This window comes from Bacillus sp. 7884-1, from assembly GCF_002272245.1.
GTDB lineage: Bacteria > Bacillota > Bacilli > Bacillales > Cytobacillaceae > Neobacillus.
The window spans coordinates 23,664-37,316 of the sequence record NZ_NPDD01000041.1 but is presented as its reverse complement, the minus strand read 5'-3'; the positions used below and the strand labels follow the sequence as shown (position 1 = coordinate 37,316).

The 13,653-nt window shown below is 43.2% G+C and carries 9 protein-coding genes; 2 read left to right on the top strand and 7 right to left on the bottom strand.

Going from position 1 to position 13,653, the window contains the following annotated elements:
* Nucleotides 1-115 precede the first annotated feature (115 nt).
* The 7 genes from icmF to CHI06_RS05935 all read right to left on the bottom strand — a co-directional run bounded on the left by icmF (nucleotide 116) and on the right by CHI06_RS05935 (nucleotide 11,241).
* Nucleotides 116-3,382 carry a fused isobutyryl-CoA mutase/GTPase IcmF gene (gene icmF, locus CHI06_RS05965; protein ID WP_095247510.1) on the bottom strand — a complete coding sequence of 1,089 codons (3,267 nt, stop codon included), beginning with the start codon at nucleotides 3,380-3,382 and terminating at the stop codon, nucleotides 116-118.
* Nucleotides 3,383-3,409: 27 nt separating this feature from the next.
* Nucleotides 3,410-4,066 carry a TetR/AcrR family transcriptional regulator gene (locus tag CHI06_RS05960; protein ID WP_095247509.1) on the bottom strand — a complete coding sequence of 219 codons (657 nt, stop codon included), beginning with the start codon at nucleotides 4,064-4,066 and terminating at the stop codon, nucleotides 3,410-3,412.
* A 30-nt stretch (nucleotides 4,067-4,096) separates the two neighbouring features.
* Entirely contained in the window at nucleotides 4,097-5,236 is a 1,140-nt protein-coding gene (locus CHI06_RS05955) for an acyl-CoA dehydrogenase (RefSeq protein WP_095247508.1), read from the bottom strand.
* Between the two features lie 261 nt (nucleotides 5,237-5,497).
* Nucleotides 5,498-6,628: an acyl-CoA dehydrogenase gene (locus tag CHI06_RS05950; RefSeq protein WP_095247507.1), complete on the bottom strand. Its 1,131-nt coding sequence runs from the start codon at nucleotides 6,626-6,628 to the stop codon at nucleotides 5,498-5,500.
* Nucleotides 6,629-6,643: 15 nt separating this feature from the next.
* On the bottom strand, nucleotides 6,644-7,495 hold the full coding sequence (locus CHI06_RS05945; protein ID WP_095247506.1) for a 3-hydroxybutyryl-CoA dehydrogenase: 852 nt from the start codon (nucleotides 7,493-7,495) through the stop codon (nucleotides 6,644-6,646).
* A gap of 218 nt (nucleotides 7,496-7,713) precedes the next feature.
* Nucleotides 7,714-8,901, bottom strand: coding sequence for an acetyl-CoA C-acetyltransferase (locus tag CHI06_RS05940; RefSeq protein ID WP_095247505.1), 1,188 nt, complete (start codon nucleotides 8,899-8,901; stop codon nucleotides 7,714-7,716).
* A gap of 240 nt (nucleotides 8,902-9,141) precedes the next feature.
* Entirely contained in the window at nucleotides 9,142-11,241 is a 2,100-nt protein-coding gene (locus CHI06_RS05935; protein WP_095247504.1) for a heterodisulfide reductase-related iron-sulfur binding cluster, read from the bottom strand.
* Between the two features lie 204 nt (nucleotides 11,242-11,445).
* Between CHI06_RS05935 and cls the strand changes: the two genes are divergently transcribed.
* Together cls and uvsE are read left to right on the top strand one after the other, a co-directional pair.
* Nucleotides 11,446-12,648, top strand: a complete 1,203-nt coding sequence (cls, locus tag CHI06_RS05930; protein ID WP_095247503.1) for a cardiolipin synthase — start codon at nucleotides 11,446-11,448, stop codon at nucleotides 12,646-12,648.
* Nucleotides 12,649-12,662: 14 nt separating this feature from the next.
* Nucleotides 12,663-13,619 carry a UV DNA damage repair endonuclease UvsE gene (gene uvsE / locus CHI06_RS05925; RefSeq protein ID WP_095247502.1) on the top strand — a complete coding sequence of 319 codons (957 nt, stop codon included), beginning with the start codon at nucleotides 12,663-12,665 and terminating at the stop codon, nucleotides 13,617-13,619.
* The last annotated feature ends 34 nt before the right edge of the window (nucleotides 13,620-13,653 follow it).

Here is a 13,653-nt window from a genome sequence, read left to right as displayed (position 1 = left end):
TCTTCGTGCCTTCCGTTCCAATCAACAGGGTGCCAATATCTAATACTATTTATTATTAGCTAACATAAAAAACAATGGCTTATAATTTTGATAAGCCATTGTTAAAATATATTATTTACATATTTCTTCTATACTGCCCGCCAACTTCATATAGTGCCTTTGTAATTTGTCCGAGGCTGGCTACTCTTACGGTTTCCATTAATTGTGCAAAGATATTTTCGTTGTTGACTGCTGCTGCTTTCAACTTTTCTAATGCTTTTCCGGTTTCGGCGACATGTGCCTGTTGGAAGGCGCGTAAATTGGTTATTTGCAATTCCTTTTCCTCATAAGACGCTCTTGCCAGCTCCATGCTGTCGATGTCTTCCGCAGAAGGTGGATTCGGATTTAAATAGGTATTCACTCCGATAATTGGCAGCTCGCCTGTATGCTTTTTCATTTCATAGTACATGGATTCATCTTGAATTTTTCCGCGTTGATACTGGGTTTCCATTGAACCAAGAACACCGCCGCGGTCATTTAAGCGTTCAAATTCTTGAAGAACCGCTTCCTCAACAAGGTCCGTCAGTTCCTCCACAACAAAAGAACCTTGAAGTGGATTTTCATTTTTCGCTAATCCATGTTCTTTTGTGATAATCATCTGGATCGCCATCGCACGGCGTACCGATTCTTCTGTCGGAGTCGTAATCGCTTCGTCATATGCATTGGTATGAAGCGAATTACAGTTGTCCTGCAAAGCCATCAATGCCTGTAAAGTGGTGCGAATATCATTAAAGTCAATTTCCTGTGCATGCAGCGAGCGGCCTGAGGTTTGAACATGGTACTTCAGCTTTTGGCTGCGTTCACTCGCACCGTATTTATCACGCATCACACTTGCCCAAATCCGGCGGGCCACCCGGCCAATTACCGTATATTCAGGATCCAAGCCATTAGAGAAGAAGAACGATAAGTTTGGTGCAAAGTCATCGATGTTCATCCCGCGGCTTAAATAATACTCCACATACGTAAATCCGTTCGATAGTGTAAATGCCAGCTGCGAAATCGGATTCGCACCCGCCTCTGCAATATGATAACCAGAAATCGAAACAGAATAATAGTTACGCACCTGTTTCTCAATGAAATACTGTTGAATATCGCCCATCATTCGTAAGGCAAACTCTGTTGAAAAAATACACGTATTTTGACCCTGGTCTTCTTTTAGAATATCCGCTTGCACGGTACCGCGGACAGACTTTAGCGTATACGCCTTCACCTGTGCAAATTCCTCAACCGTTAACACACGCCCAAGCTCTGCTTCTTTTTTCTTCACCTGCTGGTCAATTGCCGTATTCATGAACATCGCTAGGATAATTGGAGCAGGACCATTAATCGTCATCGACACCGATGTAGATGGGTGACAAAGGTCAAATCCGTCGTAAAGCTTTTTCATATCATCTAGTGTACACACATTGACTCCGCTTTCGCCAATCTTCCCAAAAATGTCTGGACGGTGATCCGGATCCTCGCCATACAATGTGACCGAGTCAAATGCGGTACTTAAGCGTTTTGCATCATCATCCTTGGATAAATAGTGGAAACGGCGATTCGTTCTCTCCGGTGTACCTTCGCCAGCAAACTGACGTTTCGGATCTTCCCCTTCTCGTTTGAACGGAAACACTCCAGCTGTAAACGGATAAGAACCTGGTACATTCTCGCGATACACCCAGCGGAGAATTTCACCATAATCTTTATATCTTGGTAAAACCACCTTTGGAATGTCAATGCCGGAAAGGCTTTTTGTTTTTAAAATGGTAATGATTTCTTTGTCACGAATTCTCGTTACAAATTTATCCGCCTGGTAAGCAGCCTTTGTTTTCTCCCAGCCATTCAGTATTTTTTTCGACTCTGGCGTTAATTTCTCTTCCGTTGCTTGCTTAATGGCTTCTAAGGAAATAAGGACTTCAGCATTGCCCTCTGTCTCCTTGACCGCTGCAATCGCCCCTTCAAGTTGGAATAATTTCCGGGCAATATTTGCCTGTTCTTCAGCTTTTTGATGATAGCGGCGGACTGTCTCCGATATTTCCCGGAGATAATAACGGCGGTCAGTTGGGATAATCACATTTTGCTTTTCTACTAACGCAGATTTATTAAAAGAAGTAATCCAATCTGTGCCCATCTTTTCATTTATTTTTTCAACTAATGCTGCAAATAAAGCATTGGTGCCAAGATCATTAAATTGGCTGGCAATCGTACCGTATACCGGCATTTCGCTTGTATCTTTTTCAAACAGCATATGGCTGCGCTGGTATTGCTTTTGCACCTGACGCAAGGCATCCTCAGAGCCCTTACGCTCAAATTTATTAATGACAATTAAGTCAGCAAAGTCAATCATATCAATCTTTTCAAGCTGCGTAGGTGCACCGAATTCACTGGTCATGACATAAAGGGAAACATCACAGATCTCGGTAATCTCGGCATCACCCTGGCCAATTCCGCTCGTTTCTACAATCACAAGGTCAAATCCAGCCGCCTTTACAACCGATACAGCATCTTTAATGGCAAGTGAAAGCTCAGTTTTTGAAGAACGTGTCGCTAAGCTGCGCATATAAACATTTGGATTGAAAATCGCATTCATCCGAATTCGGTCGCCTAAAAGAGCGCCGCCTGTTTTTTGCTTCGTCGGGTCAACAGATAGAATCGCCACTTTTTTATCAGGAAGTTCATTGATAAAACGGCGAATCAATTCATCGGTTAGTGAACTTTTACCAGCACCGCCCGTACCAGTGATTCCAACAACAGGAATCTCTTTCGTTAGCGATTTTACTTTTTCAAGCAGACTTTCCGCAGCAGCTGCCGCTTCCCGGTTGCTATCAACATGAAGCTCAGCTAGGGTTATTAGTTTCGAAATTGCATTCACATCACCCGTTGGCAACTTTTCAATATGTTCCGAATGATCAGCACTAACGGTTGGGAAGTCACACTCCTCCAGCATACGGTTAATCATTCCTTGAAGCCCTAGTTTCCGGCCATCCTCCGGCGAGAAAATCCAGGCAATCCCATAATCATGCAGTTCCTTAATCTCGCGCGGGATAATAACACCGCCTCCGCCGCCATAAATGCGGATGTTCGGCGCCCCTTTTTCCTTCAGCAAGTCGTACATATACTTAAAGTATTCCACATGACCGCCTTGATAAGAAGAAATCGCAATCCCCTGTGCGTCCTCATGAATCGCCGCATTGACAACCTCTTCGACCGAACGGTTATGACCAAGATGGATGACCTCTGCTCCGCTCGCTTGCAGAATTCTCCGCATAATGTTAATCGAAGCATCATGTCCATCAAACAAACTCGACGCCGTTACAAAACGAATATGGTGCTTCGGTTGATAAACTTCCGTCGTACTCATATGTCTCCCCCTTGTTTTTCAAAAAATTTATTTCGTTATCGTTCCTTTTTTCTGGGCCTGACTAAGTCCGTTGATTCCCGAAAATAAATACTCCGTTTGCAATTCAATATATTCTTCTAATGTAAATAATTTTTGCAAAGTCCAGCGGCGGAAGCTCCACATTTGTCCTTCGACAATAATCGTGTGCGAAAGAATTTTCACCTGATTTTCAGTTAAGTTCAATTCCCCATTTTCCACACACAGCGCGATGAGTTTTTCAAACATCGCCGCCATCTCAATTTCCTTTTTCAACACATACGGAAGGGCATCCTTGGTAAGCGACTTCGCCTCTTGATACATGACCAAGATTTCCTCCTGCATTTCATCAATAACGCGAAAATAATTGGCAATCCCATGCTTTAGGCTTTCCAGTGTGCCCTGCTTATCTTCAAGGTCCTCTTGAAGCCGCTCGCTCACATGGTCATATATGCTATCACAAACGAGGTAAAGGACGTCTTCCTTCGAACGAATATATTCATATAACGTCCCAATGCTAAAGCCTGCAGCCTTCGCAATTTCCCTTGTCGTCGTCCGGTGAAACCCTTTTTCTTTAAAAAGTGAAACGGCCCCTTTGATCATCTGATCCCGTCTTCTTTGTACAAGGCGTTCATCTTTCACTGAAGCTTGCACTTCACGCTTTTTCATCCCTTTTTACCGCCTTTATTCATTAAATGGTTACTTAGTTATCATCCTAGAAATAACAAGGCGCTGAATTTCTTGTGTTCCTTCATAGATTTGCGTGATTTTTGCATCGCGCATATATCTCTCTACTGGATAATCCTTTGTATAACCGTATCCTCCAAACACCTGAACAGCCTCCGTTGTTACCTTCATCGCGGTGTCACCAGCGAATAGTTTAGACATTGCCGATTCCTTGCCGTACGGCAGACCCTGCGACTCCAGCCATGCAGCTTGATAGGTTAATAGTCTTGCTGCTTCAATGTTTGTTGCCATATCCGCAAGCTTAAAGCCGATTCCTTGGTTAGCTGCAATTGGCTTGCCAAACTGCTGACGTTCTTTTGCATAATCCACCGCAGCGTCAAGTGCACCCTGCGCAATTCCAACGGCCTGTGCTGCGATACCGTTACGGCCGCCATCAAGCGTCATCATCGCAATTTTAAAGCCCTCGCCTTCTTCACCAAGTACGTTGGCGACAGGCAGCCGGCATTCTTCAAAAATAATTTCCGTTGTTGGTGACGAACGAATCCCGAGTTTCTTTTCCTTTTTACCAACCGAGAAGCCTGGGAAGTCACTTTCTACGATGAATGCAGTCGTTCCTTTTTGTTTGCTAGATGGATCTGTTAACGCGAAAACCACGTAGATATCCGCTATTCCGCCATTGGTGATGAAAATTTTTGAACCATTAAGGACGTAATGATCTCCTTCACGTCTTGCTGTCGTTCTCATCCCGCCTGCATCCGAACCGCTTCCTGGCTCCGTTAAGCCGTAGGCGCCGATTTTTTTACCTTCTGCCATTGGACGAAGATATTGTTGCTTTTGCTCCTCGGAACCGAATTTGTAGATCGGCCAGCCTGCTAATGAAGTGTGTGCCGATAACGTTACACCCGTTGATGCGCAAACTCTTGATAGCTCTTCGACCGCAATACAGTACGCAAGGTAATCGCTTCCAATTCCGCCGTACTCCTCCGGCCACGGAATTCCCGTTAAACCAAGCTCCGCCATTTTGTCAAAAATCTCACGATCAAAACGCTCCTCCTCGTCACGCTCAGCCGCTGTTGGAGCAACCTCATTTCTAGCAAAATCTCGAACCATTTTTCGAATCATTTCATGTTCTTCAGATAAGCGAAAGTTCATTATATACGTCCTCCTCAAGGTAAGTTCTCTAATAATCGCACCGTTGTTTCGAAAAACCATACAGTTCTTACAAATAACCGTACTGCTTTTACAAAAAACCATACAGCTTCTACAATAAACCGTACACCTTCTAAAATTGGCCTGAATATATACACAATTCTGGCCGATATCTACACAAATCCCACAGATATCTACACATTCCAGTTCGTTATCTACACAAATCTCTTATATATCTACAAACTTACGGAATATATCTACAAATTATAGATATTTACTAATCACAATCCGTTGAATCTCGCTGGTTCCCTCGTAAATCTCGGTCACTTTGGCATCACGGAAATAGCGCTCGACTGGGTAGTCCTCTGTATAGCCATAGCCGCCAAACACTTGAATCGCTTCAATAGCATTTTCTACAGCCGTTTTTGACGCAAATAACTTAGCAATTGAAGCTTCCAACCCGCACTTCATACCCTGTGCGCGCAAATCCGCTGCCCGATAGAGTAATAGTCTAGCAGCTTCCACATTTGTCGCCATATCCGCCAATTTGAACCCAATTCCCTGCTGAGCAGCAATCGGTTTGCCAAACTGTTGACGTTCCTTTGCATACCCCACTGCTGCTTCTAATGCCGCCTCCGCAATCCCAAGCGCTTGTGCAGCAATGCCGATTCGCCCAACATCCAGGTTCGACATCGCAATTTTAAAGCCTTCGCCTTCCTCACCCAAAAGGTTTTCAGCTGGTACAATCATGTTTTCAAAGGTAAGCTGTACCGTACGAGAGCCATGAAGTCCCATTTTATGTTCATCCTTGCCAATTACTAGGCCTGGTGAGTTTTTTTCCACAATAAACGCGGAGATTCCGTTGCTGCCCAATTCAGGATTGGTTGATGCAAATACGATATAAACATCTGCTTCCCCGCCGTTGGTGATAAACATTTTCGAGCCGTTGATGACATAATGGTCATCCTTTTTTACCGCCCGGGATTTCATGTTTTTTGCATCCGAACCTGAGCCTGCCTCCGTTAAGCAAAAGGCCGCCAAATACTCACCTGATGCCAGTTTTGGTAAAAACCTCTTCTTTTGCTCCTCCGAACCGAAATATAAGATTGGGTTCGTTCCGACGGACGTATGAACAGAGAGAATCACGCCCACTGTAGCACTTACTCGTGAAATCTCGTTGATGGCGATGATGTAAGAGACAAAATCCATCTCGGCACCGCCGTATTTTTCCGGAACCGGAATTCCCATCAGGCCAAGTTCACCCATTTTCCGGAGTATCTCCCGAGGAAATTCGCCCTTCTCCATCCGCTCTATAAACGGTGCAATTTCGTTTTCGGCAAAATCGCGCACCATTTTCCGCATCATTTCCTGCTCTTCTGAAAATCTTAGATTCATAGTTTCATCTCCAGACTATTCGTATGTGTAGAAGCCTCGACCTGATTTTTTCCCAACCCAGCCAGCTTTAACATACTTACGCAGCAGCGGGCATGGACGGTATTTTGTATCACCAAAGCCTTCATGTAGGGTTTCCATTATATAAAGACACGTATCGAGCCCGATAAAATCAGCCAGCGTCAACGGACCCATCGGGTGGTTCATCCCAAGCTTCATGACATCGTCAATTGCTTCCTTGGTCGCCACACCTTCATACAGTGTATAAATGGCTTCATTGATCATCGGCATCAGAATTCGATTCGCCACAAATCCAGGGAAGTCATTTACCTCAACCGGAACCTTGCTGAGCGTCTTGGTCATATCCTCAATCACTTGGTAGACTTCATCTGCCGTTGCCAAACCACGGATGATTTCCACGAGCTTCATTACAGGCACCGGGTTCATAAAGTGCATCCCAATTACCTTTTCCGGACGTTTCGTGGCAGCTGCAATTTCTGTAATCGGCAGAGATGATGTATTGCTCGCCAAAATCGCATGTGCCGGGGCAATTTCATCCAACTGCGCGAAGATTTTTGTTTTAATTTCCATATTTTCAACCGCTGCCTCAATGACGAGGTCGACACCACGGGCATCCTGCAGGTCAGAAGAAGCGATAATTTTGTTTAATACTTCTTGTTTTTGCTCTTCTGTCATTCGTCCTTTATCCACATGACGAGACAAATTTTTGCCGATAACACTCAAACCGCGTTCCACAAAATCTGGCTTTAAATCGTTAAGATACACCGTGTAGCCAGCCTGTGCACAAACCTGAGCAATCCCAGAGCCCATTTGACCGGCTCCAATAACCATAATTTTTTCAACCTTCATTATTTCCCCTCCAATTTGGGCTTGAAATGCATTCAAGCCCCTTTTTTTAGTTAGTTATTTCGATATATTTTTTGTTTTGAACTTTTTTCAGCGTCTTTTAGACTTTTTTCAGTGTGTTTTGGACCATTTATATGCCCTTTTGGACTTTTTTCTTGTGGTTATGGACTTTTTCCAAACCCTTTTGGACGTTTAGACAATATATGGAAACCGGAAATCGCTTAAGCTCTAGGAACCTCAATCATAACCGCATCGCCCTGTCCTCCGCCGCTGCAAATCGCGGCAATCCCAATTCCGCCACCCCTGCGCTTTAACTCGTGCATTAAGGTGATAATAATACGGGCACCGCTCGCGCCGATTGGATGACCAAGGGCGACCGCACCGCCATTGACATTGAGCTTTTCCGGGTCAAGGCCGGCAATTTTTCCGCTCGCTAAAGCAACAGCAGCAAAGGCTTCATTGATTTCGAATAGGTCGATGTCTTCTACGTTTTTACCGGTCTTTTTTAATAAGTTATTGATGACGACTCCTGGTGTTTGTGGAAAATCCTTTGCTTCAAGGGCAATCGCTGCGTGTCCTAAGATAATTGCTTCCGGCTTTCTGCCTTCACGTAACGCTCTTTCTTCACTCATCAGAACGAGGGCTGCTGCACCGTCATTGATTCCAGGCGCGTTCCCTGCCGTGATCGTTCCATCCGAATTAAAAACAGGTGCTAATTTAGAAAGTCTTTCGATTGAGGTGTCTTTTCGTGGTGATTCATCATGCTCGACGACAACCGGTGCACCTTTACGCTGCGGTACGGTGACAGGCACGATTTCTTCTGCAAAAATACCGCCTTCTATTGCGGCAATCGCTCTTTGGTGACTTCTATATGCCCACTCATCTTGGGCTTCTCGGCTGATCTCCATTTCTTTTGCAGTAGAATTCCCGTATGTTCCCATATGAACGCCGGTGAAACTGCAGCTTAAGCCGTCATGAATCATTAAGTCCTTTACGGACGAATCGCCCATTTTTAGTCCCCAGCGTGCTTTTGGTAAAATATATGGTGCATTGCTCATCGATTCCATGCCGCCTGATACAATCAAATCTTCGTCGCCCGCACGGATAATTTGATCCCCTAGCGTGACACTGCGCATACCGGATGCACATACTTTATTGATGGTTTCTGTTTTTACTTCCCAAGGAAGTCCAGCCTCTCTTGCTGCTTGACGTGAAGGAATTTGCCCCTGGCCGCCTTGTAAAACCGTACCTAAAATAACCTCCTGCACGTCTTCGCCCTTAACCTCTGCTCGTGCAATCGCCTCTTTCACGGCTATTCCTCCGAGCTGTGCCGCAGTTAAGCTGCTAAGTGCTCCGCCAAATTTTCCAAATGGTGTTCTAACTCCACTTAAAATAACTGTTCTTCCCATCCAAAACACTCCCTTTTTATCGCTTTAAATCATTACCGACTGAACGCTCGCTCGATATAGAAGCAAAAAAAATTCCCAACATTTGAAAGCGTTTTCCTACCCACTATCTATTTTACATAAAAAAAGGCAAAAGTTGAAATGTTTTACACAAAATTCTTAAGATTTTATGAATTCAGGTAATCCTTAAATCAACTTCTGCCTCTACCTTCTAATACTGTCCGGCTCCGTCAATCTGCTTTTCTATGCTACTTCCCCACAGACTGCTTTTTCTAAAAGCTCTGCCACATCATAGGTTGCAATCTTTTCTTCTACTTCTTTTGCCTTGGTTCCATCTGATAACATCGTTAAGCAGTACGGACATCCGGAACTGATGATGGAAGGATTGACTGCAATCGCTTGCTCGGTTCTAGCCACGTTAATGCGGTGTCCGGTTTCTTCCTCCATCCACATCAAGCCGCCGCCTGCCCCACAGCACATTCCCGTTTCTCTGTTTCTTTCCATTTCCACAAGCTGTACACCAGGGATTGATTTCAAAATCTCCCTTGGTGGATCGTAGACATCATTGTAACGGCCTAGATAACAAGAATCATGGAAGGTTATTTTTTCATTGACTGCATGTTTCGGTACAAGTTTTCCGTCACGAACGAGCTCATAAAGAATTTCTGTATGGTGATAAACCTCAGCCTCTAAACCGAAGTCAGGGTATTCATTTTTGAAAATATTGTAGGCATGCGGGTCAATCGTAACAATCTTCTTAACCTCAGCCTTTTCGAATTCCTCGATATTTTTCGTAGCAAGCTCTTGGAACAAGAACTCATTGCCGAGTCGGCGCGGTGTATCACCAGAGTTTTTCTCTTTGTTGCCAAGAATCGCGAACTTCACACCAGCTTCATTCAAAAGCTTAGCAAACGATAAGGCAATCTTCTGGCTGCGGTTATCGTAGGATCCCATGGAACCAACCCAGAATAAGTATTCGAATTCTTCGCCTTTTTTGTTCATTTCTTTTACCGTTGGGATTTCAACATCCTCGCGAACTTCACGCCATGTTTCGCGCTCTTTTCTGTTTAAGCCCCACGGATTGCCTTGTCGTTCAATGTTCGTCATCGCGCGCTGAGCATCTGCGTCAAGCTTTCCTTCTGTTAAAACAAGATAACGGCGAAGGTCGATAATTTTATCCACATGCTCGTTCATTACTGGACATTGGTCCTCACAGTTTCGGCAGGTGGTACAAGCCCAGATTTCCTCTTCGGTAATTACGTCGCCAATCAAGCTTGGATTGTAAGCAAGTGTGGCAGCAGTTTCTTGGGCACCTTGACCGCTTGCTGCAAGTGCGATTTGGTTACCTGTTGTGTTGCCAAACGCAAAGGTCGGCACCCAAGGCTGCTTGGATGTAACGGCCGCACCATGATTCGTGAGATGATCACGCATTTTTACAATTAAGTCCATTGGTGACAGCATTTTTCCCGTACCTGTTGCTGGACACATATTGGTACAGCGTCCACATTCCACGCAGGCATAAAAATCGATCATTTGGTGCTGCGTAAAGTCCTCAATCTTTCCAACACCAAAGGATTCTTGTGACTCGTCCTCAAAATCGACCTTCTTCAACTTACCTGGTTTTTCTAAACGGTTAAAATATACGTTTGCCGGTCCGGCAATTAAGTGTGCGTGTTTGGATTGTGGAACATACACTAAGAAAGTTAATAAGAACAATAAGTGCAGCCACCATGCCGCATAAAAAATGACAATTGAAGCGGTTTCACCAATTCCTGAAAAAATAAGCGCAATTAACGATGCAATTGGCTCTGTCCAAGTGGCTTCATGACCGTGCCATATAATGCCCATTCCGTTTCCTACTAGAACGGACAGCATTAAACCACCGATAAAAATTAACACAAGACCAGATTTAAAATTTCGTTTCAGGCGGACAAGTTTTTCAACATATCGTCGGTAAAATGCCCAAATGACAGCAACGAGAATCACTAATGTTACAATTTCTTGAAAAAAGGTAAATCCAGCATAAAGCGGTCCAAGTGGTAAATGAGAACCCGGAACTAGTCCCTTCCAAATAAAATCAATCGCACCAAATTGGACAAGAAGGAAGCCATAAAAGAACATGACGTGCATGATACCACTTTTTTTATCTTTTAATAGCTTCTTTTGACCAAAAACATTAACCCAGATTTTTTGCATTCGTTCTTTGACATTGTTGTCAAACTCGACTTTTTTCCCAAGCTTAATGAAATCAATCCTCGTTTTCACTACGTAAACGAATAGACTGATCGCGTAAGCGGTTACAGCCAGGAATGCAATGAGGTTTACCCATAAAAGCCCATTCATTCAATATGCCCCCTTGTTTTCTATTGTTTACTCTTACTAGAAAATTTTAAAACAAACCAATTTTCTGAATACTATTAACACCATTATATAATGAATGAGCATTCAGTCAAATGGTTTTCTGAAAAAATTATTTACCTTTTATCAAACTCATACTATAGCCCCTGTTTGGCAAACCTAAAAAAATGATTGGAGGAACGATACGGAATGAATTTACCATCCATAGTCATCGCTCTTATACTTCTTATCATTGTATGGTTTTACCTTGATTTTACCTTTGGCAGAAAAAAGCATCTAACTCTTTTTCAAAAACGAGAAACACCGATTCTGTTTGGAAACTTTGATATTTTCCCACATGGAAAAGAGCTGTTTGCAGATTACTTTCATGAATTAAAAAATGCCGCCAGCCATATTCATATCCTTTTTTATATCGTGAGGGATGACCAATTTAGCCAGCAGTTTTTTGATATTTTAAAGGCAAAAGCAAAGGAAGGAATTGAAGTCAGACTGTTGGTCGACCGGATTGGCAGTCATAGAGTGAAAAAGCCTGCTATTAATGAATTGCGTGCTGCCGGTGTTCAATTTGCCTTTAGCAACCGTATACGGCTTCCATTTCTCTTTTATTCCTCGCAGGTGCGAAACCACCGCAAGATATCCATTATTGATGGGAAAATTGGTTATCTGGGCGGCTTTAATGTTGGAAAGGAATATATTGACGAGGATCCAAAGCTCAGTCCTTGGCGTGACTATCATTTGAAAATTACTGGGGAAAGTGTGCCGTTTTTACAACGTGAGTTTTTTATTGATTGGAATGAATACTCCTCTGAAAAAGCGACAGTTGATCCTTTTTATACTCCTGAGCAGCCAAAAGGGACAATAGCTCATCAACTTGTACCGACAGAGATAGGCTTTCTCGAAGATAAGTATCTCCAATTAATTCAAAACGCAAAAAAGGCCATTAGCATTGGCTCACCTTATTTTATTCCAAGCAAAAAGCTCATTAATGAACTCATTCGCGCTGCAAAGCGCGGCATTAAGATTACCATCGTCGTTCCATATATCACTGATCATATGCTTGTACAGGAGGCTTCATACCGGTATTTACGTTTGATGTTGAAAGAAGGAGCACAGGTTTTTCAGTATATGAATGGTTTTTATCATGCAAAATCAATCATGATTGACGACAATCTATGTGATATCGGTACCGCTAATTTTGATAAACGAAGTTTATTTTTAAACAAAGAAATTAACTGTTACTTTTATGACCCTGCCTTTGTAGATCGTTTTAGGGATGTCCTCCATAAAGATATTCTTGATTCAAAACCATTAAAGCTGGAAGACCTCAATAAACCAAACTTTTTCAGGTCCATTAAGGAAGGCATTGCCGTGGCTCTTTCATTCTTTTTATAGTAAGGAGATATGCGATGAAGATCCGTTTCGGCTATGTTTCAACGGCTATCACCTTGTGGGATGCTTCTCCATCGAAGACACTAACATTTACACGTTATCAGCAGCTATCTGAACAGGATCGCAGGGAGAAATTACTGGAGCTCACGAAGCTGAATCTCCATCATACGTTACGAATGCTTTATTACAATCTTGCTCATGAAATTGAGTTATACCGGTTTTCAAGTTCATTGGTTCCATTAGCCACCCATCCAGAAATATTGTGGGACTTTGTAACACCCTTTCAGTCGGAATGGAAGGAGCTTGGTGATGTCATCAAAAAGCATGATATACGCGTTAGCTTTCATCCTAATCAATTCACGTTATTTACTTCTCCACAGGCTAAGATAACTGATAATGCTGTCATAGATATGAAATACCATTATCGGATGTTTGAAGCGATGGGAGTTGAGGACAGGGGGATGATGAATATTCATATTGGTGGTGCCTATGGTGATAAGGTGGAAACCATTGTCCGTTTCCATGAAAATCTAAAAAAGCTGCCGCCGCATATTAAACGCGCCATGACCTTAGAAAATGATGATAAAACCTATAATGCAGAGGAAACCTTACTAGCCTGTGAAAAAGAAAAAGTGCCATTTGTATTTGACTATCATCATCATATGGCCAACCTTTGTGAAACACTGCTAGGGGAGCTGCTGCCAAGGATTTTTCAAACCTGGGATCATGTTGATCTTGTACCAAAAATTCACATTTCCTCGCCCAAGGCTGAAAAGGAATTCCGTTCACATGCCGATTACGTAGACCTAGAATTTATCATGCCATTGTTAAAAATGCTGAAAGAAATCGGACAGGATGTTGATTTCATGATTGAAGCTAAGGCAAAGGACCAGGCAACGTTGAAATTAGTCGAGGATATTAGCAAGCTTCGGGGATATAAACGAGTCAGCGGGGCAGCCATTGAGGTTAAATAATCCTTGCATTTTTTTAAAGAGGAATGGTTAAAGT